Origin of the sequence: Ketobacter sp. MCCC 1A13808 (assembly GCF_009746715.1) — a bacterium.
Classification (GTDB): Bacteria; Pseudomonadota; Gammaproteobacteria; order Pseudomonadales; family Ketobacteraceae; genus Ketobacter.
This window is the reverse complement of record NZ_VRKW01000010.1, coordinates 87,263-112,723: the sequence shown is the minus strand read 5'-3', so window position 1 is coordinate 112,723 and position 25,461 is coordinate 87,263. Positions and strand designations below refer to the sequence as shown.

Genomic DNA, 25,461 nt, shown 5'->3' with positions numbered 1-25,461 from the left:
TCAAGCTTGCAAACGGACAGGCCTATGAGCTTGTCATCATCACCTGATTCTTTGGTTGATGATGACAACTCATTTAGCCGGTGCTTTACTTGGTGCCGAACATACGGTCCCCCGCGTCGCCCAGCCCCGGTAAAATATAACCGTGATCGTTTAAGCCGCGATCGATGGCTGCGGTGTATATAGGTACATCCGGATGTGCTTCATGAAAATTTTTTATTCCTTCCGGCGCAGCCAGAAGGCAAACAAAGCGGATCGATTTCGGATTGGTTTCTTTTAGCCGATCGACGGCAGCCACGGCGGAGTTGCCGGTGGCCAGCATGGGATCCAGAACCACGGCGTCCCGTTCGTGCATGCTGTGCGGCATTTTGAAATAGTATTCCACCGCGCCCAGCGTTTTTGGATCACGATATAAGCCTACATGGCCCACCCGCGCCCCGGGAACGACACTTAACATGCCATCCAGAAAACCATTGCCCGCCCGCAGTATGCTGACAAAAACGGTTTTCTTACCATCGATCACCGGGCTTTGCATGGTTTCCAGAGGCGTTTCAATATCAATCAGTTGAGTTGGCATGTCCCGAGTAACTTCGTAGGCCATCAGCATACTGATTTCATGTAACAGCCGACGGAAGCTGCTGGTGCTGCGGTCTTTTTCCCGCATCAGTGTCAGTTTATGCTGGATCAGTGGGTGGTTGATGTGGTGAACTTCGGCTTGGCTCATATTATTTTCCTTCGTCCGTAAAAATACTGGGTGTAGAAAGTCGGGACCTAAAACCGTATTAAAAAACGGTGCCGTCACTTTCGATATTAAGCGGCGGTGGGCCTCCCTCGCGCAGTGACTTTGCAATTTGCCGTCCGGCTGCCCAGGTGCCTCCTTCCAGAATGCAGGCTAACGGCATCTCCTGTTCAGCTTTTCCCAATCGCTTTCGCACCAGCGGTGCCAGCCGGTCAATCAGCGCAACCGTGAGTGCGCGCCATTCGATAATGGCTTCATCTGCGGCGGTATATTGTCGCAGCGTAAAGTCGGCATGGCGTGGCACAATCACGCCCGTATCCAGTAATAACCCACCATTGCGGTATTCGGGTAAACCGGTCAAGCCATCAATGTCAGTTAAGGCAATGCCCGACCACTCAAACGGTTCAAGTAACGAGTAAGTAAGCCATTGGCTGAGCTTATGAAAGGGCACCCATCCGGCAGTGACTCCTTCACCGCCAGCAAGCGGGTGGGGCCAGCAATCACCCAGAGGCCGGCCTTGCAATTCATTACCGGTGAGCCAGATCGGGCTCAGGTGATCCAGAAGTGCTTGTAGTACCCGTGGTGCAGCGAGGCTCGTTTCGCTGCCATTTCCGGTCAGTCTGTCGTAAAGGGCTCCGGGCCTGCCGTCATCGCCGAACACGTCGGGGTTTGCCTGCAGGGTTTGACCCAGGCGTCGCATCAATTGGGCGCGACCGGCTAGGCCGACCAGCGGGTTGTGGTCAGTTACCTGAAAAATAGCGGCTAACGTTGTTTCGGATACCTGTAATAACGCGTCGGCATCCACCCGCAGGAAATCGTCCGGATCAGAGGAGAAGCAGCCCTGCATGAACCCATTAAAACTCGCGACCCCCAGTCCCTCTGAGCGTGCGTAAGTGTGTTTGCCTTTGATTTCCGTCGTTTCACAATATCGCCATTGGGGGCCGGCGCCGGCATCCAGCAACACACTGACCAGGGTAAGGTCAATTCGCGCTTTTGCCTGATCGGCCCGCGTGCGCCCAGCCATAGCCGTGTCCAGAAGCGCTTTGCGATCCACACCTCCGGATTCAAAATGGCGCCAACGACTGTGATAGGGAATTCGCAAATCCGGGTAATTTTGGCGCGTAACCTGTTCTACCTGTTGAGCAGCTTGATCCAGCTTGCCCGTATTGACGGTGAAATGCGCTGATTGGTTATTTTCTACTGACTCTAGAATGTGGTTGCAGCGTTCACGGATGGTGGAGGTTGAGCGCAGTAATGCGATGGGCCCTGAGCTCTGACCGGTGTCATTTTGAATAATTCTTTCATCAGCCATCAAGGTCTCGTCCTTTGGTCGATGCAAGTGAGGTCTCATCGGGCACCGCTCCATCGGTGTAGTAGCCGGCAGCAATTTTGGCTTCAATTTCCACTTGCGCATCCGCAGGCACCAGTTCGTCGGGAATTTTTACCCGGGTGCCCACGTCAATCCCGCTGCCCACGATGGCGTTGTATTTATCATTACTCATGCTGACCAGTCGGTGAATTTTTTGGACGCCCAGCCAGTGCAGCACATCCGGCATCAATTCCTGAAACCGCATATCCTGAACCCCGGCTACGCATTCAGTGCGCAGAAAATACTTATCCGCACTGTCGCCGCCGAGCTGACGTTTGCGCGCGTTATACACCAGAAACTTAGTGACTTCTCCCAGTGCGCGGCCTTCTTTTCGGCTGTATGCAATTAACCCTACGCCGCCTTGCTGAGCTCCGCGTATGCATTCTTCTATGGCATGGGTGAGGTAGGGGCGGCAGGTGCAAATGTCGGAGCCGAAAACATCAGAGCCATTGCACTCGTCGTGCACGCGCGCGGTCAGTGTGACTTCGGGGTTGGCTAAATCTTTTGGATTTCCAAAAATGTAAAGGGTTTGCCCTCCGATGGGAGGCAAGAAAACTTCCAGGTCGCTGCGGGTCACCAATTCAGGATACATGCCACCGGTTTCTTCAAACAGGTTGCGGCGTAAATCCGATTCGCTGACGTTGAATCGCTTGGCCACGCCGGGTAGCCACCAAACCGGTTCGATCGCCACTTTTGTTACCACTGCCGAACCATTCTCCAGAAAAATACGGTTATCCGGAATCAGGCGGTGGAACGTGAGCGCGTGGTGAATTTCGGGCAGGTCAATATGGGCCTTGGTGACGGCAATGGTCGGGCGCACATCGTAGCCCTGGGCAATATGATCACTGAACACATCCGCGACGCTGGCGCCCCAGGGATCAATAGACACCATTTTTTCAGCATCGCACCATTGTGGGTGGGGGCCGATCAGGTCCGTGGGGCTGGTGTTGGTTAGATCGGCACGATGCCCTTTTACCAAGTTGCCTGCGGCTACCGCTAACGCGCGATAAACACCATAGCTGCCGCTATGAGTACCGATAACGTTGCGTTGGCTGCGGTTAGTCGTAGTGCCGATCACAGGGCCCCGTTCACTCGCGCTGCCTGCGCCCCAATGAATGATCGGGGAACCGTTGGACCCTTGCTGGCCCGGATGACTGGTCAGGCGTATATGCTTGGACGGTTTGCCTTCGCCGGCCTTGTCGTTGCTCATCTGCTTTTGTCCTTTTTTTAATGGGCGGCAATGTTCAGTATAAGCGGCCCTTGCGCAGGTTGTCTTGCTCGATGCATTCCCTACTTGATCACACAAAGCAAACAAAGCAATATCTGAGCCAGCTACCAGCCATCGTTTTTTCGCGTCGGTTTAATCTTTGGTAAGTCAAACAATTAATGGTAGCGATTTATCCGTTATCGTGCGCGTCAGCGGGTCGTCTGCAACACCGCTTGCTCATCACCCCTGCTGATCTATATTTAGTCTGCAGTGGCCGGGTGTTTGCGGTCCGGGTGTCTTTGTTGATTATAGGTCCGATGGGGCGGGTGACTTAATAATACGAAACAAAAGGAACGAGGCTATGAGTGCATATGATGCACCCAGATCGAATGTGGATCGGGTGGAAGACGCCATTAATAATTCAGGAATGAAGCAGGACGAGATTCCGGAAGGGGTCAAGGGCTGGAGTTGGGGCGCATTTTTTCTGAATTGGATCTGGGGGATATTTAATAAATCGTATATAAGTTTGTTGGCATTGATTCCCTATGTCGGGTTTGTGGTTGCTATTTATTTGGGTATAAAGGGTCGCGAGCTAGCCTGGAAAAACAAACAATGGGACAGCATCGAGCATTTTAATTCGGTGCAACGAAAGTGGTCGGTATGGGCTGTCTGCCTGATGGTTATTCCGGCCGTGTTAGGTATACTGGCCGCCATCATAATTCCCGCTATGCAGAGCCAGTAGCCTGTTTGTCCCAGGCTTTGTGTTCTGACCGAATGCAAGTGATCCTATGCGCGAGCTGTGTCTTTATAATCTTGAACAGGCAGCCGTTATTGTTTTAGACGATAGCGGCATGCAATATTTTTTCAATTGTGGACGCGCGGGGGCGATTCAATCCAGAGCCACCGGCTTTCTGGTTCCCCTGTCCAATGACCCACCTGCAGACCAGCCTGAGCTGGCTTTGGCAGGCCGGTTGTCCGCGCTGGTGGGTGACAACGGGGGGCTTGGTCCTGCCGATGCGACTAACATAAACGAGCTATTAAGGGAGTTATCGTCTACTGATATTTGCTTTGTGAATGAAGCTCGGCTGCCGGAATCATGTGAGTCCCGAGTTTATGTCATCGTTCGCCCGCAAGGGGAATACAGTCAGTTTCAGGGGCTCGACGAGTTTGAAGCGCTGCTGGTCTGGCCGGTGTCAAACATACCAGGCTTGTGAAATAGCCTCACTCGGCATGGGCTTCACTTCAAGCTGCCGCGCTACGCCATTTTTACTGCATATTTCAACCAATACCTGGTCAGCATGCTTGCCCTGGCTAAAGCGGGTCGCAATACGGGCCGCCGTCAGTAGATCTTCATCGGTGGGGTCGCCGTCCACCAAGGTTAACGGGCCGCCGTGGCTGATGCAGTGGATCGCGTGAAATTGCTTGCGATAGCCGTGCAGGAAATTGTTTTCACCTTCTTCGCGGCTGACGATCAATTTGTAGTTAGGAGCCGGACGAATATGGCGGCCCACCTTCAATAGCATGATGTCATCCAGTTCATAGTCTTTACGACCCTGAGCAGTCCACAGGTCCGCCAGTTTACGGGAGTAACTTTCATCCGTCAGGAAGCAGCAGCCACCGGCCGGTTGGGCGAAATCATCCAGGCCGTACTGTTTTGCCAGGGCGATCTGCGGCTTGCGGTTGCGGCCGCTAAAATCGTGTAACTGTTCACGATCGATCCAGCCTTCACGCTCCGGCAGGGTGGGAGGCAGCAATTTGGCGCTGAGGGGGCGCAACAGGCGGTCATCGGCACCGGACTCGCGGGCAATCAGGGGCATGGTCTCTTTACGTTGAGATTTGGGGCGCTGACCAATCACCTCGCCGGTGATAATAAAGTCAAAACCGCCTTCGTCTGCCAGTTCACGGGCCTTGTTCAGCATGGCGTTGGCTTGTTCCACCATGAAGATTTTGCAATCCAGGCAAGGGTTAAGGTTGGCGCCGTAGCCGTATTGTGGGTTGAGCACGATATCTTTATATTCTTTTGATATATCAACAATATTCATTTTAATGCCGAGCTGCTCAGCGACCCATAAGGAATTATTGCGTTTCTCTTTATCCTTGTCTTTTTTACGGATGGCATGAGTATGACCTTCCACACAGAATCCGGTATAGAAATTAACGCCTTCTACTTTAATGCCTTGATTCTGAATCGTTTTTACCGCCAGCATGGAGTCCAGTCCGCCGGATATCAAGGCAATTGCTTTGCGTTGAATAGCCATATTGTTCACTTGCTCGCTTTTTGGACATGCCAAAGTTGAAATTCAAAGGGCGCGAATTATACAGGATAAAATCCGCTTATTGTGCAAAAAATGTAAATCCTGCTGCCCAGTTGTCAATGGTTTCAGGTATACTCCCGCGCCTTGATGTACTGTATTGGGCCGAGGCCGTAAATTTGTGATCGAAAAAATCCGTAATATCGCCATTATCGCGCACGTTGACCATGGTAAAACAACTCTGGTGGACAAGCTGTTACAACAATCCGGCACCTTAGGTCGTAAAGACGAAGGTGAGCGAGTGATGGACTCCAATGATCTTGAGAAAGAACGCGGGATCACAATCCTGGCCAAAAATACCGCAATCGAGTGGAATGACTACCATATCAATATAGTAGATACCCCCGGACACGCCGACTTCGGTGGAGAAGTTGAGCGCGTTATGTCCATGGTGGACTCTGTACTGCTGTTGGTTGACGCCGTTGATGGCCCCATGCCGCAAACTCGTTTTGTTACTCAGAAGGCATTTGCCCAGGGCCTCAATCCCATTGTTGTAATTAATAAGATCGACCGGCCCGGGGCTCGTCCTGACTGGGTGATGGATCAGGTGTTTGACTTGTTTGACCGTTTGGGTGCGACCGACGAGCAGTTGGATTTTCCGGTTATCTATGCGTCTGCGTTGAACGGCATTGCCGGGATGGATGCAGATGATATGGCCGAAGACATGACCCCATTGTTTCAGGCAGTAATCGATAAGGTGTCGCCGCCGGAAGTGGATTCTGACGGGCCTTTCCAGATGCAGATCAGTTCCCTGGATTATTCCAGCTTTCTGGGAGTTATCGGTATCGGCCGGGTTAAACGTGGCAAAATCAAAGCCGGCTCCCCGGTCAAGATTGTGGATCGCGAAGGTAAGACTCGTAACGGCAAGATTCTTAAGATCATGGGTCATCACGGTCTGGACCGGATCGATGTGCCCGATGCCGAGGCTGGTGACATCATCTGTATCACCGGTATTGATGAACTATTTATATCGGACACGGTGTGTTCGCCGGAACTGGTTGAAGCATTGCCGCCCCTGACCGTGGACGAGCCGACCGTTAGCATGATCTTCCAGGTCAATACCTCTCCTTTTGCAGGCAAAGAAGGCAAGTTCGTGACCTCGCGTAATATCCGTGAGCGTCTGGAAAAGGAGTTGATTCACAACGTGGCCTTGCGGGTGGAAGACACCGAAAGTCCGGACCGTTTTCGGGTTTCTGGCCGAGGAGAACTGCATTTGTCGGTGTTGATCGAGAATATGCGTCGGGAAGGCTTTGAGCTGGCAGTGGGATCTCCTGAGGTCATCCTGAAAGAAGCGGATGGTAAGACGCAAGAGCCTTATGAGCAGCTGATGATTGATATCGAAGAGCAGCACCAGGGTTCCATTATGGAGCAACTGGGTTTGCGTAAAGCTGAAATGGCGGACATGGTGCCCGACGGCAAAGGTCGCGTGCGTATGGACTTTATCGCGCCTTCCCGCGGTCTTATCGGTTTCCGTTCCGAGTTCCTGACCATGACGTCCGGTACCGGCATTATGAATTCCACGTTCTCTCACTATGGCGAGTTGAAAGAAGGCGACGTCAGCAAACGTCAGAACGGTGTTTTGATTTCCATGATCACCGGTAAGACGTTGGGTTATGCTCTGTTCAATCTGCAGGATCGGGGTCGCCTTATGATTGACCCTAACGTTGAAGTGTACGAGGGCCAGGTCATCGGCATTCACTCGCGTGGCAACGACCTGGTAATCAACCCGACCAAGGCCAAGCAGCTGACCAACATCCGGGCTGCGGGCACTGACGAGAACATCGTGCTTACCCCACCGATTCGTTATTCGCTGGAACAGGCGTTGGACTTTATTGACAAGGACGAACTGGTCGAAGTAACCCCCAGCTCCATCCGCATCCGTAAAAAGTTGCTGAAGGAGAATGAGCGTAAGCGCGCTCCTAAGTAAAACGTCCCTTTAAAATACCCGCTTGATAAAAAGCTCAGGCCACCGCATTCGGTGCCTGAGTTTTTTTTTGCCTGCGTCTTTTGTCGGTGGGGAAGAAAAGGTCAATCTGGCTATTTTCAAATTTGCTATGCCTCTCAGTTACCGAGTGAACGACCGTTTGAACATATTAATGTGTCTAATCTTAATTCTGTGAGCACCACCGGAATACACTCGTGCCTTATTCCACCACCCGCGGATAAACAGAGTTCGTTCTTTATTGCCTATGGCACCAATGTGGATAAGTGGGTACCGGACTTCGGTATGAATTACGCGGAAGTGGAAATTAAAATCTAGCAGCCCTATGACGGCGATGGAAATCCGACTGCTCCCGATTGCAAGCGGTGGGTGCTGCGCTCATCGACTTGTCGGCGAATTATCAATATTGATGCGCGCCGGTTTGTGCAAGTTAGTCGAAATCCGGGATGCGATATATTGAAATAGAGTGATTTTCTTTTCTGCTTTCTAAAAAAGGTGTCAATTTTTTTATTTGGTCAGGATCAACAGGATTCAAGCGCTTTATCCGCTTATATAAGAAAAAGCGATTTTTCTTTGTCTGATGCTTGTCTCTATTGTGATCCTAAGCTAATAGCCGTGTTCTGTTTGTAAACAAGCATTAATTTGAATTCAGAAAACATTATGACCTTTAAATGAAGGTAGTGCTTTCTAGTAATTAAATGTAGTTAGATTGGCGTAGGTTTGGATCAAATTAACGAGGTTATCGGCGGCCAAAAGGTGGGTTGCGATAAATGGAATTAATTACTGGAGAGTTTGTATGACGTTTTTAAGACGAAGCAAGATGCTCAGGCAAGGTTTGTTTGGCTTGGCTGCAATGATGACCGCATCTGTTGCATCCCAGTCAGCCATCGGAGCAATTATATATAACGGTGATTTTGAAATTGGTTATATAAAAACAGACAGCAAAGATACGAATAATGGTTTTTATTATGGGGCGCTGGGTCCGGATTGTCAGGACTCAATTAACCACTATAGTGACGATAATGACAACCGGGTTCAGAAGCGATATGCACGGAAAGGGACCTACGCTAATGCGCAAACGATAAAGTACAATTGTGATTACAGGTTGCTTAATAATGGTGATTATCAAAAGCCTCGTCAGGCCGTTAGTATATATAGAGCCCTTCCGCTAGTGGAAAACACCGCTTACTGGATTGGATTTTCATTTATGTTGGATAAAAACTGGGTTTCCGATTATAGCAATAATCCAGATAATCTATTTCAGTTATTTAAAGAAACAACCGGTAACTGGAATGCAAGAGCGGATGGTGCCAATGCTATCAACATTAGAGAAGCCAACGGTAAATTTACCGCGAATTTCAGAAATAGCTATGATAGTAAAGGCAATGCAAAAAAATTCAGCTGGCCGACTGTAAAGAACAAATGGCAGGACCTGGCATTTAATATAAAGCTTTGCAGAAAAAACACGCCTGGTTGTAATGGTTTTATCCGCATGTATTTAAATGGCAATCCGACACCTGTGTTCACCCATAGTGGGCCCAACACTGAGGCGGATGCACATAAATTGGTTATGAACCTGTACAAATTTAGCTGGATTTGCCAAGATGCTTCGAACAAAACCATGAAACAATGTCTCGATAATCGAGCAGCAACACGCTCGAAAGCAAATCGAACGGTTTACTTCGATGAGTTGAAAGTAGGTAACAGCAGCAGTAGTTTGCGAGAAGTGTCGCCCGGAGGTAATGCTCCGCCACCGCCTCCGACATCCGAAGATCCTGTGCCGAATATGACCTGCAGTAAAGCAGATAGCGCTATCACCAAGGGCATAGCTGCAGGTTGGTATAGGCACGACATCGCGGACAAGAGCGAGTGGGCATATAAAATTACTACGAAGAATGGCTATTGTCTTAGCGATAGCTGGAAATCGGAGCCCTTTCCTTCTCTTACTTGCCAGAAAGCAAAGTCCGCCATTCAAAAGGGGCTAACCAATGGGTGGTATAGGCACAACATCACAGATAGTAGTGATTGGAACCATCGAATTACAGTTAAGAACGCATACTGCTTTGCAAATTAACTCTAATTGTTAACAGGTTTCCCCTGCGATTGGTTTGTCGTAAATTAATGGCGGGGGTTGCTTTTTATTTAACGCTTTCAGTTTGGCTATTTGTTTTCTGCCAGCATGTGAAAGCCCGGTGGTTCTCCACCACAAAGCACTTCCAGCGCTGTGCCGCTGACATAGGAAGTCTGCGTTCTGGAAAAACAAAGAAGCATCAGCAATGTTCTGCGGATTTGTCACACGTATCATGGATAGATATTCTTCAAGTAAACGAATGCCTGTTTTTTGATTCTTGTATCATTCCGCGATGATATATCAATTCTTTTGTCTGAATGCTGTCTTTTTAGTGCTCCAGTGAATTACGAATGTGCTCTGAATTCAGATTGCGCGCTATGTTTTTCAGAAAAATGCGTGCTGATCTAATGATTTCACTTTCTTTTTAATTCAGTCTGTACAGGCTGGGCCGACGCACAAATTGAAGCGTGTGTTTTAATGATCATGTTGTCAATTGCTCATTCGAGCGTTGCAGCGTAAATAATTAATGGAGAATTCTATCGCAATGTTATTTAAATGTGGAAAAGAGATAAGACGTAAGCTGATGATGTTGGCTGTTATAGTGACAGGATCTGTTGCGTCTCAGGTTGTAGTCGGTGCCATTATATATAATGGGGATTTTGAAACAGGGTATATAAAGCCAAATAGTAGTGATACGAATAATGGGTTTTACTATGGGGCTTTTGGTCCGAATTGTATGTTTTCGCCAAAAAACTACAGTGACGATAACGACAACCGGGTGCAAACGAAGTACGTTCGGAAGGGCTCATATGCGAACGCCCAGACAATAAAATATCATTGTGATTATGGGGTCTTTAATGGTGGGCCACAGAAACCTAGGCAGGAGCTTAGTATATATAAGGCGCTTCCTATGAAGGAGAATAGGGCTTACTGGATAGGTTTTTCATTTATGTTAGATAAAAGCTGGGTTTCTGATTATAGCAATAATCCAGATAATCTATTTCAGCTATTTAAAGAAAAAACCGGTAGCTGGAATGCAAGAGCAGATGGAGCAAATGCCGTAAATATTAAAGAGGTGAATGGGAAGTTTACCGCCACTTTCAGAAATAGTTACGACAGTAACGGTAATGCTAAACAGTTCAGCTGGCCGACCGTTAAGAACAAATGGCAGGATGTGGCGTTTAACATAAAGTTTTGCAGAAAAAACACAGCTAATTGCAATGGTTTTATACGTATGTATTTAAATGGCAATCCGGCGCCTGTCTTCTCTCATAATGGACCCAATACAGAGGCGGATGCGCACAAATTGATGATAAACTTGTATAAATACAACTGGATTTGCCAGGATGCTTCGAACAAAACCAAGAAGCAATGTCTCGATAATCGAGCGGCAACGCGCTCGAAAGCAAATAGAACGGTTTATTTCGATGAGTTGAAAGTGGGAAATAGCAGTAGTAGCTTGAGAGAAGTGTCGCCCGGGGGTATGGCTCCACCACCGCCTCCGACATCCGAAGACCCTGTGCCCAATATGACCTGTAGTAAAGCAGATAGCGCTATTACTAATGGCATAGCCGCGGGGTGGTACAAGCACGACGTCGCGGACAAGAGCAAGTGGGAGTATAAAATTACTACGAAGAATGGCTATTGTCTTAGCGATAGCTGGAAATCGGAGCCCTTTCCTTCTCTTACTTGCCAGAAAGCAAAGTCCGCCATTCAAAAGGGGCTAACCAATGGGTGGTATAGGCACAACATCACAGATAGTAGTGATTGGAACCATCGAATTACAGTTAAGAACGCATACTGCTTTGCAAATTAACTCTAATTGTTAGCAGGTTTCCCCTGCGATTGGTTTGTCGTAAATCAATGGCGGGGGTTACTTTTTATTTAACGCTTTCAGTTTGGCTATTTGTTTTCTGTTAGCATGTGAAAGCCCGGTGGTTCTCCACCACAAAGCACTTCCAGCGCTGTGCCGCTGTGGCATACGAAAGCCGTGTTCTGGTTAAACACAAGCAAGCATCGGTAAAGACCTCGGATTATCTATGCAATGAAAGGACAGGGATTCACAATCATACAGAATTTCTGTTTCGCCATCGTCTCTTGGTACCTTACCTTGTTAAGTTGATTTCCCTTGTGGGGTTTCCTTTCTCCGAAGCGTTGAAAATCTTTATATTTATCACCGTTTTGATTCTGAATGTCCTGCTATTTTATTTGGTTATGGGTATGCGGATTCGTCCGCTTGAATCCTTTTTATGGGTAATGCTTTTTATCTGTTTTATACCTGGTTCTAAATCTAAAAAATTACGTAGAAATTAAAATTAAATTCGCTTTAGTGTACTTCTTATTGGTAGCAAACATATTGATTTTTGGATTAGTCAATGAGACTAGAATGTATATTATACTGATTCCATTTTGGATTTTTATATTAATATCTGGAAAGGAAAAAGTCATTGATCGAACCAATCAGCTAGGTCGTACCTGACTTTTGATCCGATTTATCGGGTTCATTCAATATTTAGAATAAAAGGATGTGGTTGATGCGTCCTGTGGACACGCTTTAATGTAATTTTCATTTGCTTGCTCGAGCTACTTCAACTACAAATAAAAAAGTGCTGTCTTATAATAATTAAATCGCAGGCAACTTCAATGAAGAAACCCCCTCGTATCGTTCTATCCAACATTTCACTTTCGATAATCACTGTGCAGCTGCCTTTGGTGGGGCTGTTGATCAGTAGCCCGCTTTCTCATGCCGAATCGGTCGGTCACAACGTGATTGAAGAGGTCACCGTGACCGCACAAAGGCATACCGAGAGGTCGGTAGATGTACCGATATCGGTAACGGCTATCGGGTCAGAAGATCTGAACAAGGGCGGAATGCAGCAGCTTGGCGATATTATGGAGATGACACCCGGGCTGCGTTTCGATCAGACTGGGGGCTTCTCGCAGCCGACAATCAGAGGTGTAGGCACCGCCGTAGTGGTCGCAGGAAGCGGTTCTAATGTAGGTATATATACCGATGGCTTTTATTCCCCCAATCAATTAATGGCGGACTCAGATCTACTGAATGTGGACAGCGTGCAGGTGCTCAAGGGCCCTCAAGGTACGTTATTCGGACGTAACTCGACCGGTGGCGCGATTTTGGTAACCACCAGAGAGCCGGAGAGTGATCCGCAGGCTTCACTCGATGTTTCTTATGAAAGCTTTAATACGCAGCGCTATGCGCTTTATGCCTCCGGTGGTCCGAGCGATAATCTGGCCTTTGATCTGGCAACGATGCTGCGAAAAAGCGATGGTTATATTGAAAATATTAATACTGGTAGCGATAAAGACGGGGCGTACGAGAACTGGAGTGTGCGCACCGGTGTTAAAATGCAGTTTAATGATCGTGTGAGCGCGTTATTTCGCTTCATACACGAAGATGTGGACGACTCCAATGCGGATGCCTATAACCTTTATAGTAAGGATGGTAATGTCTATTCTACAGCCGCGTTTGTTGCTGCCGCTGTCCCTTCAGAGCCACCGATTGCATCAGCGCCGTATAAAACGTCCAGCGATTTCAAACCACGGTTCCTTGCGGACAGTGATGTGTTTCAGCTGACGGTGAAAGTCGATCTCGATTCCGCTTTGCTGACATCCTATACCCAATATCGTGATGAGTCTGCGACCCATAATTACGATTTTGATGCATCAAGTAGTGCATTGGCAATGAGCCACTATATATTTGACACAGTGGACGAAGTTTTCACCCAAGAGTTGCTCTTAACATCGCAGAGCGATTCCCGTTTGCAGTGGACCACCGGGTTATTCTATTTTTCCGACGAGACCCGATTTGAAAATAATCGGGGCGCATCTGCTTTAACTGGCGGAGCCTTTGTTGATAACGGCGGGTCAGGGGTCGAGAATTCATCGATCGCCTTGTATGGCGACCTTACTTACGCGTTGCTGGAAGACCAGTTATTTCTGACGCTTGGGGCCCGCTACAGTAAAGACTCGGTAGATAATGCCTATTTCCTTGATGACGCCAATAATCTGGCTAAGGTATCCGTCCCTTCGATTGATGATTCTGAGGTCACGCCACGGGCCGTACTTCGCTACAAGGCCAGCGAGAACTCGAGTGCATATGTATCTTATTCCGAAGGATTTAAATCCGGGATCTTGAACGTTGGCCGCGCCACGTTAACGGGTATCAATGTAGCCCCGGAAAAACTAAAAGCCTATGAGTTGGGTTATAAATACAGCGCCGGACCATTGGCAATTGATCTTGCGACTTTTCACTATGATTACCAAGATCTTCAGGTCGCAGGATACGATGGTTTTACCAGTGTAATTGAAAATGCAGCTGATTCCAGTATCAACGGTGTCGAAGCTCAAATACGTTATCTCGCAACAGAGAGCCTGGAAATTTCCATGGGGTTAACTTATCTGGATGCAGAATACGACAAGTTTGATCGCGCACAAAACTGGGTTCAGGATACCACCGCAACAGGCCTGTTTCAGGCGCAGTATGTGGATGCATCCGGAAACGAAATGCTTCGCTCACCCGAGCTCACGGGGAATCTGAATGTTAAGTACGATATTCCCGTTGCCGAGGGCTGGTTGGCAATATGGGGAAATCTTTATTATTCATCGGACTTTTACTTTGACACATACGAGACTTACGAACAAAACGCGTATCAACTGTTAAATATGAGGGTGTCGTGGACAGATGCTTCTGACACTTATACGCTGTCGTTGTACGGCGACAACCTGACTGATGAGGAATATTATACCCAGGTATTACCCCAATTCTTCGGCGTCCTTACAACCTGGGGTGCACCCAGAACCTTTGGTGCCGGTGTGGAATTGCGTTTTTGATGATTGCCCCCATCTATACCGGGCGCTATAGCTCATACGGCTACCAGATTGTCCTATTGAATGGACATTCTGGTAGTCGTAGTTTCGTTTCGGTTGGCCAGGTTTATTTGTGGTTACGCACTTAGTCCTTTAACAAACCCCAACAAGTCAAACTCGGTGTTTGCCAGGTCGGCATCGGAGACAGTGGCTTTGGCGGCAATGATTTTCTTGGCTTGCATAAATTCTTTGGGACTATTAATGCAGTCTGCGGCCAACACTTTGTCACCTTGCATGTACCAGGCAACAAATTGATCATCATCCGGATTGCCGCGTACTACTACTCGATCGTAGCCTCGATTGAATCCGGCGATCTGCAATTTAATATTGTATTGATCTGACCAGAACCAGGGGAGGGCGTGATAGGGTTTCGGGTTGCCGCAAATGGTCGCGGCGGCGGTTTTGGCTTGTTCCATCGCGTTGGGCACGGATTCCAGCCGCAGTTGAAAGCCAAGTCCGTCGTTGGGATGAAAGGTGCAGTCACCAGCCGCCACGATGTCGGGATCGGTGGTGCTGGCATGTTGGTCGACGATGATGCCGTTGCCAACTTCCAGGCCGGCCACTTCCGCGAGTTCGGTGTTGGGAATGACGCCGATACCGATGATGACCATATCGGCGTCCAGCATCAGATTGTTGTTGCACATGACCTGCTGTACATTGCCTTCGCCGTGCAGAGCCAAGGCCTGGGCGTCAGTGATGATTTTGACCCCGTGGCTTTCATGTAATTTGGTGTAATACGTGGACAATTCAGTGGCCGTGACCCGTTCCAGTACTCGGTTCATCATTTCCAAAACGGTCACGTTCATGCCCAGCTTGCTTAACGACGCGGCGGTCTCCAGTCCGATATAGCCACCGCCGACAATAACCGCTTTAGCGCCGGGTTTAACGGCCTGCTGGATTGCTTGGGCATCGCTCAGGGTGCGTAGATAAAAGACACCATCCAGATGCGCTCCGGGGATATCCAGCTTGCGCACACGGGCTCCGGTGCAAAGCGCCAATTTGTCGTAAGAAATCACGTCTTTATTATCCAGCTTGATCTGTTTCTTAGCCCGGTCGATGGATTCAACCTCAACCCCCAGCATCATTTCGACGTTGGCTTTTTCGTATACGGTGGGTTTGAAGATATCCAGTTGGTCTGCGGTTTTCTCGCCGTTTAACAGGGCTTTAGATAGCGGAGGGCGGTGATAGGGCGGGGCCTTTTCGTCGCCGATCATGAGGATGCGGCCTTCCCAGCCTTCCTTGCGTACGCTGTTTGCCAATTGCGAGCCTGCATGGCTGGCACCGATGATTACACAGGTTTTTTCGGTAGTCATAAACTATAGTCTCACTGCTGTTTGCTTATTATTTTTAGCCGGCTCTGCTTGCTTTTATATTTTCTTGAGTATACGCCGTATACTGCGCAAGGTAAGCCGAATTAAAGTCTGAATACTGGGTCCAGATTACCATTTTTGCTGCCCAAATAATAAAAAAATCAGGAGTAAGGAAAATGCCGACTTTGCAGATTACCGATCTATCAGGAATCAAGACGACTCTGGAAGCCAAATCCGGGGATACGCTGATGGAAAGTCTGCGCGATAACGGATACGACGAAATATTGGCGATTTGTGGCGGTGTGTGTTCCTGTTCCTCATGTCACGTGTATATCGAGCCTTCCTGGCAGGCGAAAACGGGATCTCCCTGTGAGGACGAGCACCAGTTAGTTAGCAGTACCGAGCACCACCGGGAGAACTCGCGCCTGTCCTGTCAGATTACCTTGACGGATGACATGGACGGTATGGAAGTGGTGATTGCTAATCAGGTCTATTAAGTTTGCGTTGCGAGTCTAGCGTGTCCGCCCCGTTCAGGCGGGCAAAGAGCGTAAACTATAACGCTTAATTCATCCTTATCCCACGTGTATTCATGCCGCTCGCTACCCCTTTGCTTTACTCCGGAGTTGCCCTTATTTGGGGGTCGACCTGGTTAGCGATAACCTTTCAGCTTGGTGAAACAGCTCCTCTTGCCTCTGTCATTTACCGCTTTGGACTGGCTACAGTGATGCTGTTTGTTTGGTGTCTATGGAAAAAGATCGATGTTCGGATGAACCGTCGGCAGCATGTGTTGATGGGGGTACAAGGCACATTTCTGTTCGGCTTAAACTATTGGGTGCTTTATCTTGCCACGGAGCACCTGACCAGTGGTTTGATCGCGGCCGTCTTTACCACCATAGTTTTTTTCAACGCGCTCAACGGCAGGCTGTTTCTCGCGCTGCCGGTGCGACGGGGCGTTTTGGTCGGTGGCGCCATCGGGTTGGCCGGGGTGGCGATGTTGTTCGTACGCGAGATCGAAGGCTTTACTCTGACCGGAGAAAGCGGTGCAGGGATGCTGTTGGCATTGTTAGCGACACTGTTGGCGTCGCTCGGAAACATTGCGGCGGCAAAAAATATCAGTGGCGGCCGCTCGGTGCTGGTTATCAATGCTTGGGCTATGTTGTACGGCACTGTGGTAATGATCGTCGCAGCGGTGGTGCTTGGGGTCGAGTTCAGCCTGGACGGACGACTCTCTTATTGGCTGTCACTGGGTTATTTGTCGCTGTTTGGTAGTCTATTCACGTTCGCAGGCTATTTGCGGTTAATTGCTATTCTGGGGCCGGATAAGGCGGGGTATATGAGCATGCTGGTACCGGTAATTGCCCTAGGACTTTCGTCGGTATTCGAGGGTTATATGTGGACGCCCGCTGCCATGGCAGGGCTTGTGTGTATCCTGTTCGGGAATTGGGTCGCATTGCGACGCTAATGGCATCTGGCTGACTGCGTTACGAACATCTCGTCTTCTGAATTTTTAACCGGTTTGCGATTGGCATTGTATATCTTGCAATTTTCTATGCTTTTATTGGCTACAAGCCCTTTAAATACGGCGATCCCCATCTGGCATGCTATCTGCAGCATCCCAAAAGCCAACCAATGGATGATAGATTAAGAGGATGGAATCATGAGTATTTTTACTTATTTGAAAGAAGACCACCGGGAAATTCAGAGCCTGCTGGAGAAAATAGAACAACTCGGCCCGGAAAGCTCAGCCGAACGGGACGAAACGTTTAATCAACTGAAGTCAAAAATAATTCTGCACAGCAAAGCGGAGGAGAGAGCGTTTTATAATCCGTTGAAGGAAAGTAAGCGAACCAAGGACGAAGTGGAGCACGGCACGGAAGAACATCAGGAAGCGGAAACGTTACTGAAAGAGTTGACCGATTCGTCTTTGGTGGGATCTGCCTGGTTTCAGAAGTTCAAAACTCTGAAGCAAGCGCTCGAACACCATATCGATGAAGAGGAGACGGAAATATTTTCAGACGCGAAGAAAGTCATGTCCGACGGCGAGGCCAGTCAGATGGAAAAAGACATGAAAGCCGCGAAGAAGGACGAGGAACAACATCGAAACATCAAAGACCGCGATGTTGCCTAACCCCGTTCCCCGTTAGCCTGCAGTAAGTCGAGAAAGCGAGGCTGACGTTAAATCAAAAAGCGCCCGCGGTAGCGGGCGCTTTTTGATTGCATTCTATTGAAAAGGTCGTGCGATCATGCCTAAGCCTGTTTGACGGCCATAGCCGGGTTGTCATTGCCGGGCATGTCGGTGTCTTCGCTGCGGACCGATTTCACGGTTACCCAAACACCGCCATCCGGTTCTGTCTGCCCGCCAATTTGACGGGGTATAGGCCATGTGTCGTTTTCGCTATGCTCCGAATCGAATTCCACCCGTCGCGCAAACTCTGCAAAAATTATACGCAATTGTTGTCGGGCCTGACTCATTCCGACACAGGCCCGGCGCCCGCCACCGAAGGGAAAATATTCGTTGGGTCCGAAGCGGCCACCCTCCAGCCAGCGATCAGGCCGATATTCATGCGCGTCCTCCCCAAAAATGTCCCGACGGCGTTGAGTCAAATAAGTACAAGGCAACACGGCGCTGCCCTTGGGTAAAAAGAGGGGTCCGATATGGGTGTCCTGGGTTAACCACCGAATGGTGCCGACGGCTGAAGGCGTCAGGCGTTGCGACTCGTTAAGACAAGCAGTGAGAAAGGGCAGTTCCGCCACTTTCACCGGATCGAAACCGGCTTCTTTTTCCAGTGATTCTTTAACTTCTGCCCGCATCCGCTGCACGATGTCCGGCTTTTTTAGCAACCAGATCATGAACCAGGCTGCGGTTGCTGCGCTGGTTTCATGCCCGCCCACCAATAATCCGATGGTTTCTGCGATAACCCGTTCTTCCTCCAGCGGGTTACCGTCTTCATCCGTTGCGCGTGCCAATATGGCGAGCATGTGGGTCTCTGCCGAATCGTTGCGTTCGCGAATAGTGCGAATATCCTGGCGTATCATGTCGGCTAGTTGCACTTTCAGGTCGATTGCTTGCTTCCACGGAAACAGCCCTTTTTTGCCGTCACCAAAATCGTTTTTTGCGGTTCGTTTTAAGTAGGCTTTGTTCAGTTTGGCGCGATATTTTTTCGCACCGATTAGTGCCCCCACCGCAAAATTTGCGTCGCTGCAAGCTGACAGTAACCAACCTAGCATTATTTGTTGGTATTGATCTTTGCGTTCTCCCCGGCGCAAATTGAAGACTGTATAGCAGATAACGTCCAGCGTAATATCGCCAATCAATCTTGGCACATTAAACTGGTCGCCGGGCTTCCAGGAATTAATATGCTCGGATACGATCTCGTGCATCACACCCGCGCGTGATTTCAGACGGTCGGTATTTAAAGGCGGGATGACCATTTTCCGTGAATCCTGATGTTCCTTTTTATTCAGAAACACCGTGTTCTGCTCCCCAACATCCATCGGAATCTGCACCAGTGATGCATCATATTGTTCCGGCTTTAATGAAAATATATCCTTGATCGCCACCGGATCACTGATGATAACCATCGGTCCTTGTCCTGGCAGCATCAGCGTAAAATAATCACCGAAGGCGTCATGCTGTTTTTCAAGGTATTGCCAAATGCCATGACCCATCTTGAACGCTTGCGTTAGCTTCATGTCTTTAGGGGAAGGTGGCAATATGGCCTTCAATCCGGCAGTAGCCATTTTGATGTTCCTCTGATCATTGATATTTCTCTACTTGGGTTTACACCGTATACCCGATCGTTCTAAACATCAATAGACCGAAAGCGCGTGGGCACGACTTCGGAATCAGGGTTGCATAGGAAGTTAACTTGAGGCTGGGGGCAGGTCGCTAACCGGTTCACACGACTTCGCCTTCTATTTCATTCTTGTTTTCGTTGTTTTGATGCTGTGCTTCGGCGCGTAATTTGAGTTCGAGAGCCATTGCACAGAACCCGCTGCGCATGGATTCAGCGAAGAGCCATTTTACCAGGGGTGTGAGAGCGCCGGTAAGAACATCCGTCGAACGGTAACGACATTGTTTGGGGTTTATTTTCTCAATGGTTTGAGTGCGTAATGCCGTGAGTAAAAAGTTTGCGCCCATTGAGCCGCCCCACGCCAGGGTATGGGGCGGCTGCACTGTGCGCACCACTTCGTGCTGAATGCGCTTTCCGCGTTTGGGTAGGTTTACGTGCAGCTCTACCGGTGAATCTATCGTTAGATCCGTGTGCACCTTGGTGGTGAAGGAATTCCACTGCGGATAGGTTTCGAAATCCACTAGAATATTCCAGACCAGTCTTTGTGGTGCATTGATCACTACCCAGTCCGAATCTACGGTATATATTGTCATTGTGTTGCTTGCTCCAAATCACCGGAGCGCAGAATATCCGGTAATGGCAGGGGTCGGGCAATCCAGCGTTCCGTTGGCAGCTACCATCGCGTCACAGCTTCGTGTTGCAGTATCTCTTTTAGAGGGAGCTGCTTTCGCAGTAAAGAACACCCTGACGATACGGTTGTGCGGTACACAGGATCTGCATTTGTGAACCTATTCCGGAATCAGGTGAAAGAGCGACGGTAGTGGATTAACCCATTTTTATTTCTTTTGCAGGACAGGATGACCTTCCATGCGGCGAAATGCAATATTGGTTGCAATGGAAGCGGCGCAGAACTGTGTGCATTGTCATTACAACCGGTACTGTTCATGGTCACCATGTCCAAAGTGGCATACCCATTTCGCTCTCGGCAAGAGTATAGGGCGATTTAGGGAGCCGATTCCCGTGTGATTTTGGAAGTAAGCGGTTCGAGCTCATGGATTGTAAGGCAGGTAGACTAGTGGCGGGGTTACATGCAACCAATATTGCAAAAATATTGCAAAAATATTGCGTTAATAGCCTATAGCGCCATTACATACAGGTGATGGGATCTCACCCTTTGAAAAACAAACATCGGTGGCCGTCGGAAAGACCGCAAAGCCAATCTTCACAAATCTAAACCAATAAACTTCCATCCTGGTCGATAATTGACCTCCAAATCGAAAATCGGCTGCTAAGCTTATTAGCGATACCGGTTAATTTCTATTTCACCCATGTCCTTACCTGATATAGAGGGGATGCTACGGCAGGCAGCGATGACGCACATAAACTTACCCCGTCGGATAAGCGCGCTATTGGCAGCGTTCGTTTTAATGACGTCCGCTTGCACCGCATTCGCGGCGGAGGTTGTTGGCCAAAAACACTTTCGATTCAGTGGCTTTGCGACGCTCGGGCTGACCAAGGGCGGGGACGAAGACCTTGGATTCCACCGCGATCTCGACCAGGAGGGGCTGTACGACGGTGATTGGTCTGTTTCAGCGGATTCTTTGCTGGGTGTGCAGATGGATGTGGTGGTCAACGATCAGTTTGGCGGTGCAGTTCAGATGGTCGGTAAAGACCGGGTGGAAGACAGCCTGGAGAACAGTGTTGAATGGGCTTTTCTGCGGTATCGCTTCAATCCGGACTGGACCGTTCGCGCGGGTCGTATCGGGTTCGATTTATTCCTGTTATCAGATTATCGCAATGTGGGCTTCGCTTATCTGTGGACCCGGCCGCCCGTTGAATTCTATGCGCCGTTAACGTTTACCAGTTTCGATGGTGCCGATCTGACCTGGTCAACGTATGCGGCAGGTGGCATGTTCAGGGCCAAGATTTCTGCGGGTAACACCGACTCGACTCTGAATATTCTGGATAATCAGGTTAATTTCGAAGTGCACGACATTATGACTGCGGCTTTCAGCTGGGAATCTGAACGCTGGCAATTCAAACTCAGCGCTGTGGATACGAAGGTTGGCGCGCAAGGCCAGTATTTTCCGGGCTCAGAACCTTTAGCGAAAAACTTGCAATTAGCGTTACCCATCTGGCCCGAGCTGGTCAGCGTGCAGGACGATATTTACTTATCAAACCCCCATATCTATTACTATATTTTTGGTGTGGCCTATACTCGCAAGCCCTGGCAAATCCAGTCTGAAATCAGCCGTATTGACCCTCGAGTCAATCTTTATCCAGAAACCGTTCAGGGTTACATTAGCGCAGGCTATCAGGTGAATTCGTTGACACCGTACTTCATGGTGGCCCGCAGTGAGTCGCTGGGAGAAACCCGGCTGGTGCCCGAGCCGCCGGTCATTCCTTCGGCACCTGAGCTGGCGGCGCCACTGGCTGCGCTGCAACAAGGCGTTCAGGCTATCTACGACTCACTCAGTTCCGATCAGACCACGCTAACGGCCGGTTTACGTTGGGATATACGGTACGATCTGGCGTTGAAAGTTCAGTTGGACCACTCACGGGTTGGTCAAAGAGGGCTCAGCCTTTGGGAAGTCCGGAGTGCTCCGATGGCAGACAAAAAGATCAACACCTTTTCCATCAACCTGAACTGTATATTCTAATGATGAAGCCCATAGTGCGCATGATCACATTGATATTCGGGATGTCACTGGCAGTCAGTGTCAATGCCGAGATCGTGGTTGTGGTGAATTCAAAAAGCACTGTTGAACGCTTTAGCTCCCGCGAATTAGTTGATCTTTATATGGGGCGCAACCTGTATTTCCCGAACGGAAGTTTGATTTTACGCCTTGATCAAGCACCGGAGTCGGCTACCCGTGTTCAGTTCTATCGCGGCTTGGTGAATAAAAGCGTGGCAGAGGTCAATGCCTATTGGGCCAAGCTGCTATTCACCGGTCGAGCCACTCCGCCACAAACGGTGGAAAGTGCCGCCGGTGTGCTGCAGGCAGTAAAAAGCAACCTCAATGCCATTGGTTATGTGGACATTAATGACCTCACTGACGAGGTCAAGGTCGTAGGACGAGTGGATCGCGCCATTGTAAAAATAGAGTAACCTGTCCCTGATAAACTGGTGGTCATCATACGGTTAGCTAATCTTACCCCGTTTATTATTCCGGATAGGGAAACACAATATGCCGAAGTCACTGCCCGCCCGACCCAATCAAGCAGAAGCGTTTTTGACAAACGTTCTGCTGCTGCTAGTGGTGCTGGCGCTTTCAGTTTGAACCTGTGAGCGCATACCCTGGAGCAAAAAGTAAAAACCCGCCATACATCATACCTATAGCCAGCATCCAGCTGCCCACGGCGCGCAATGCAATAGGGCCCCATGCCGAGCGCCGGTAAGTGCAGAAAGCCACGGCAGTCACCAGCGCCATCAAAATATAGGCGGCGCTGGTAACGCCGCACACATACAGCAATAGGTCACTGCCTTGCAAAGTGTTCACACCATTGGCGAAACCCTGAGTGAATCCGAACACCACTGCCAGCAGCACGAATACAGCTTGTTTCAGGCGCAGTGCCAGCAGCACCAGCAAGCCCAGGTTGCAGAGGAAAAACAAGTTCAGTGTTTGGATCCAAGTCGGACCGGGAAGCCAGCCACCCAGGATGGCGCCGGTGGCAACGGTAAAGGGAAACCAGAGCAAAACCGACCGGCTGGTGTTGCGCTGCTGTATTCCCGCGAGTAGTCCCAGAGCCAGCCAGGGTAGCAAATGCTCCAGTGATGTAATGGGGTGTGCCAGCCCGCTATAAAATTCACCGAGGCGGGTCGTCACCAGGTGGGCAAAACTCAACTGCGGCAACAGCAATGTGATACCGCCAAGCATAATTGATATTGATCTCATGCGGGGTTCGCTTTTAAGTAAAAATGTGCGGTTACTGAATCATGCCGACGCTGAGTGCAGAAAAATAAACCCCCAGTGCGGCAATAACACCTCCCATTGCGCGCACCGCGTTGGCGCCGGTGGGCCAATAGGTCAGGATGCCCAATACAATGCCAGCCAAGTGGAGCAGACCGGTCGCGACTACGAAGCCAACACCATAGGCCAGCGGGTTTGCGGCAGCGGGCACTTCTGTGCCATGAGCATAGCCGTGAAAAACGGCGAAAAAGCCCACCACGAGGGCAGCGATCCCCAGAGGTGGCTTTATTTTTAACGCGATCAAAAGGCCCAAGACCAAGGCGGAAAATGCGATACCGATTTCAAAATAGGGCATCGCAACGCCGGCAATACCGAGCAGCCCGCCGAGGGCCATGACTAGCGGAAACGTCATCGGTAGTAACCAAATGGCGGGCTTTTCGAGCTGGGCGCCCCAGAGCCCGACAGCGACCATCGCGACCAGATGGTCGAGGCCCAGAAACGGATGAAAAAAACCGCTGACTAACCCGCCGGCAACCCCCGTACCCGAATGCGCGTAGGTGGTACCAGCAAACAAAAGGAAACATACTCCGGCACCGCAGTGGGTGATCCAACTTTTCATATTGAACGATCCTGTGTTAAGCGCTGTTAATTAGTATGTCGAGGCGAGAGTAGAACCAGTACGCCCCGATAGTGCCAATGGCATAAAAGGCCGCGGTTGTGCTCCATGAGGGGAAGCGAACCTGAAGGTTACGGTGCGCCCAAATCAGAGCCAAAATCAGAAACACAAAACAAAGCTGGCCCAACTCGACGCCGATATTAAAGAATAATAACGCCGCTGGAAGATTTTCCGGGGACAAACCTATACTCGTGAGCGCGCCGGAGAAACCAAAGCCATGTAACAGTCCGAAAGCCAAAGCGATAAGCCAGGGAAAGCGGGCGCTGAGGCTGGGTTTTCCCTGCCGGTATTTGACCACTTCCACTGCGATAATGGCGATACTGAGCGCAATGGCAGCATTGACTGGTTTTTCCTCCACACCGATCCAGCCTAATGTGACGGCGGCAAGCGTCACGCTATGGGCAACGGTGAACGCAGTGATGGTGTGAAGCAGCATGCGGGTACTGTTAACCAGCCACATCAACCCGAGCACAAACAACAGATGATCTACTCCCAACAAAATGTGCTCGAACCCTAAGGGAATATAAGTGGCGATTACCTGAGATAGAGGAAGTATCCTATCGGCGGTAAGAATAACGGCGGAATGAGTGCCGGTGAGCGTATAGGTTTGTTGTCTCTCATTGTTGCGTTTAATCTGTACCACTACCGCGGAATATCGTTCATCGGTTTGAGCCAGACTAATGGTGCCGTGTAATCCGCCTGTTCCGCAATTAAGTACACCAGAATGGTGTCGGCAATGCTTGGGGAACTCCGCGACAGGGGGGGGCGCCGCGTTAGCGGAAGAGTAGTTCCATTCAATGAAGAAACGTCCGCTTTGAAATTCACTTAAGGTGAGTAATGCAATGGGGGTTTCATGGGCCGATACGGGCTGGCTCGCCAGCAGCCCTGAAAGGGGCAATAGTAAGCTGATCAAACAGTGGTAAAAATAATTAACGGTGCTGCGGTTGCCCTGTTTCATTCTCGTTCACTTTAAGTAGACACGATTCGCTCCATGGTTAGAACTTTACTTGCTTTAGCGGACACTTTTATGAAACAACCTTCGCCGCATGAAAAGGGCCGTAGCCGGAAAAAATACACTTGTAGGCCCGCACCGAGAGGTTGTTGCGTATGCTGCGCCTGATACCTCGATGAACACCAGTGTACTTGTTATAACGGGCTCAACTATCGCAGTAATTGTGTTAGAGTGGTTTATCCATTCCATTTCAACGGGGTTTTCTACCCGTGTTCCCACGCATAATTCCGGTCG

Annotated in this window: 22 protein-coding genes; 12 read left to right on the top strand and 10 right to left on the bottom strand. The window is 49.5% G+C overall.

All coding sequences use genetic code 11. The features are described from left to right. Positions 1 to 85: 85 nt before the first annotated feature. The 3 genes from upp to FT643_RS17015 are packed head-to-tail and all read right to left on the bottom strand — an operon-like array spanning position 86 to position 3,315. Positions 86 to 721: a uracil phosphoribosyltransferase gene (upp, locus tag FT643_RS17025; RefSeq protein WP_156872627.1), complete on the bottom strand. Its 636-nt coding sequence runs from the start codon at positions 719 to 721 to the stop codon at positions 86 to 88. 58 nt (positions 722 to 779) lie between these two features. Beyond that, positions 780 to 2,048 carry a URC4/urg3 family protein gene (locus FT643_RS17020; protein WP_156872626.1) on the bottom strand — a complete coding sequence of 423 codons (1,269 nt, stop codon included), beginning with the start codon at positions 2,046 to 2,048 and terminating at the stop codon, positions 780 to 782. Continuing rightward, a complete protein-coding gene (locus FT643_RS17015; RefSeq protein ID WP_156872625.1) occupies positions 2,041 to 3,315 on the bottom strand; it encodes a GTP cyclohydrolase II in 1,275 nt (424 codons plus the stop codon). Before FT643_RS17015 ends, FT643_RS17020 begins: the two co-directional genes overlap by 8 nt. A 358-nt stretch (positions 3,316 to 3,673) precedes the next feature. On the opposite strand from FT643_RS17015, the gene FT643_RS17010 reads away from it, so the two are divergent. Further along, entirely contained in the window at positions 3,674 to 4,054 is a 381-nt protein-coding gene (locus tag FT643_RS17010; protein ID WP_156872624.1) for a hypothetical protein, read from the top strand. 46 nt (positions 4,055 to 4,100) lie between these two features. Continuing rightward, on the top strand, positions 4,101 to 4,526 hold the full coding sequence (locus FT643_RS17005; RefSeq protein WP_156872623.1) for a DUF6210 family protein: 426 nt from the start codon (positions 4,101 to 4,103) through the stop codon (positions 4,524 to 4,526). Here FT643_RS17005 and FT643_RS17000 read toward each other — a convergent pair. Next, entirely contained in the window at positions 4,506 to 5,570 is a 1,065-nt protein-coding gene (locus FT643_RS17000; RefSeq protein WP_156872622.1) for a tRNA (5-methylaminomethyl-2-thiouridylate)-methyltransferase, read from the bottom strand. The two genes, FT643_RS17005 and FT643_RS17000, sit on opposite strands and share 21 nt — an antisense overlap. Positions 5,571 to 5,745: 175 nt before the next feature. On the opposite strand from FT643_RS17000, the gene typA reads away from it, so the two are divergent. From typA to FT643_RS16975, 5 genes are all read left to right on the top strand, one after another. Then, a complete protein-coding gene (gene typA, locus FT643_RS16995; RefSeq protein WP_317622050.1) occupies positions 5,746 to 7,551 on the top strand; it encodes a translational GTPase TypA in 1,806 nt (601 codons plus the stop codon). A gap of 171 nt (positions 7,552 to 7,722) precedes the next feature. Further along, positions 7,723 to 7,884, top strand: coding sequence for a hypothetical protein (locus FT643_RS16990; RefSeq protein ID WP_156872620.1), 162 nt, complete (start codon positions 7,723 to 7,725; stop codon positions 7,882 to 7,884). Positions 7,885 to 8,362: 478 nt separating this feature from the next. After that, positions 8,363 to 9,640, top strand: a complete 1,278-nt coding sequence (locus FT643_RS16985; RefSeq protein ID WP_156872619.1) for a heparin lyase I family protein — start codon at positions 8,363 to 8,365, stop codon at positions 9,638 to 9,640. 541 nt (positions 9,641 to 10,181) lie between these two features. Further along, positions 10,182 to 11,453 (top strand): heparin lyase I family protein, encoded by a 1,272-nt coding sequence (locus FT643_RS16980; protein ID WP_198043634.1) that lies wholly within the window; start codon positions 10,182 to 10,184, stop codon positions 11,451 to 11,453. A gap of 827 nt (positions 11,454 to 12,280) precedes the next feature. Next, positions 12,281 to 14,488, top strand: coding sequence for a TonB-dependent receptor (locus FT643_RS16975; protein ID WP_156872617.1), 2,208 nt, complete (start codon positions 12,281 to 12,283; stop codon positions 14,486 to 14,488). 113 nt (positions 14,489 to 14,601) lie between these two features. On the opposite strand, the gene FT643_RS16970 is transcribed toward FT643_RS16975, so the two are convergent. Further along, positions 14,602 to 15,837 (bottom strand): NAD(P)/FAD-dependent oxidoreductase, encoded by a 1,236-nt coding sequence (locus FT643_RS16970; protein WP_156872616.1) that lies wholly within the window; start codon positions 15,835 to 15,837, stop codon positions 14,602 to 14,604. A gap of 173 nt (positions 15,838 to 16,010) precedes the next feature. Between FT643_RS16970 and FT643_RS16965 the strand changes: the two genes are divergently transcribed. The 3 genes from FT643_RS16965 to FT643_RS16955 all read left to right on the top strand — a co-directional run bounded on the left by FT643_RS16965 (position 16,011) and on the right by FT643_RS16955 (position 17,962). Beyond that, positions 16,011 to 16,331: a 2Fe-2S iron-sulfur cluster-binding protein gene (locus FT643_RS16965; protein WP_156872615.1), complete on the top strand. Its 321-nt coding sequence runs from the start codon at positions 16,011 to 16,013 to the stop codon at positions 16,329 to 16,331. A gap of 92 nt (positions 16,332 to 16,423) precedes the next feature. Further along, positions 16,424 to 17,296 carry a DMT family transporter gene (locus FT643_RS16960; protein ID WP_156872614.1) on the top strand — a complete coding sequence of 291 codons (873 nt, stop codon included), beginning with the start codon at positions 16,424 to 16,426 and terminating at the stop codon, positions 17,294 to 17,296. Positions 17,297 to 17,491: 195 nt separating this feature from the next. After that, the gene (locus FT643_RS16955) at positions 17,492 to 17,962 is read left to right on the top strand and encodes a hemerythrin domain-containing protein (RefSeq protein ID WP_156872613.1); all 471 of its coding nucleotides are present in this window, start codon (positions 17,492 to 17,494) and stop codon (positions 17,960 to 17,962) included. A 119-nt stretch (positions 17,963 to 18,081) separates the two neighbouring features. Here FT643_RS16955 and FT643_RS16950 read toward each other — a convergent pair whose 3' ends face one another. Together FT643_RS16950 and FT643_RS16945 are read right to left on the bottom strand one after the other, a co-directional pair. Beyond that, positions 18,082 to 19,575 carry a cytochrome P450 gene (locus FT643_RS16950; protein WP_156872612.1) on the bottom strand — a complete coding sequence of 498 codons (1,494 nt, stop codon included), beginning with the start codon at positions 19,573 to 19,575 and terminating at the stop codon, positions 18,082 to 18,084. A gap of 157 nt (positions 19,576 to 19,732) precedes the next feature. After that, positions 19,733 to 20,221, bottom strand: coding sequence for an SRPBCC domain-containing protein (locus tag FT643_RS16945; RefSeq protein ID WP_156872611.1), 489 nt, complete (start codon positions 20,219 to 20,221; stop codon positions 19,733 to 19,735). 777 nt (positions 20,222 to 20,998) lie between these two features. Between FT643_RS16945 and FT643_RS16940 the strand changes: the two genes are divergently transcribed. After that, positions 20,999 to 22,288, top strand: a complete 1,290-nt coding sequence (locus tag FT643_RS16940; protein WP_156872610.1) for a hypothetical protein — start codon at positions 20,999 to 21,001, stop codon at positions 22,286 to 22,288. Then, positions 22,288 to 22,737 (top strand): type 2 periplasmic-binding domain-containing protein, encoded by a 450-nt coding sequence (locus FT643_RS16935; protein WP_198043633.1) that lies wholly within the window; start codon positions 22,288 to 22,290, stop codon positions 22,735 to 22,737. Before FT643_RS16940 ends, FT643_RS16935 begins: the two co-directional genes overlap by 1 nt. 163 nt (positions 22,738 to 22,900) lie before the next feature. Here the strand turns inward: FT643_RS16935 and FT643_RS16930 are convergent, their stop codons facing one another. From FT643_RS16930 to FT643_RS16920, 3 genes are read right to left on the bottom strand one after another with little or no spacing between them, the layout of a single operon-like run. Then, the gene (locus FT643_RS16930) at positions 22,901 to 23,524 is read right to left on the bottom strand and encodes a HupE/UreJ family protein (protein ID WP_156872609.1); all 624 of its coding nucleotides are present in this window, start codon (positions 23,522 to 23,524) and stop codon (positions 22,901 to 22,903) included. 31 nt (positions 23,525 to 23,555) lie between these two features. Beyond that, positions 23,556 to 24,158 (bottom strand): HupE/UreJ family protein, encoded by a 603-nt coding sequence (locus FT643_RS16925; RefSeq protein ID WP_156872608.1) that lies wholly within the window; start codon positions 24,156 to 24,158, stop codon positions 23,556 to 23,558. 16 nt (positions 24,159 to 24,174) lie between these two features. After that, entirely contained in the window at positions 24,175 to 25,173 is a 999-nt protein-coding gene (locus FT643_RS16920) for a HupE/UreJ family protein (RefSeq protein ID WP_156872607.1), read from the bottom strand. Positions 25,174 to 25,461 lie beyond the last annotated feature (288 nt).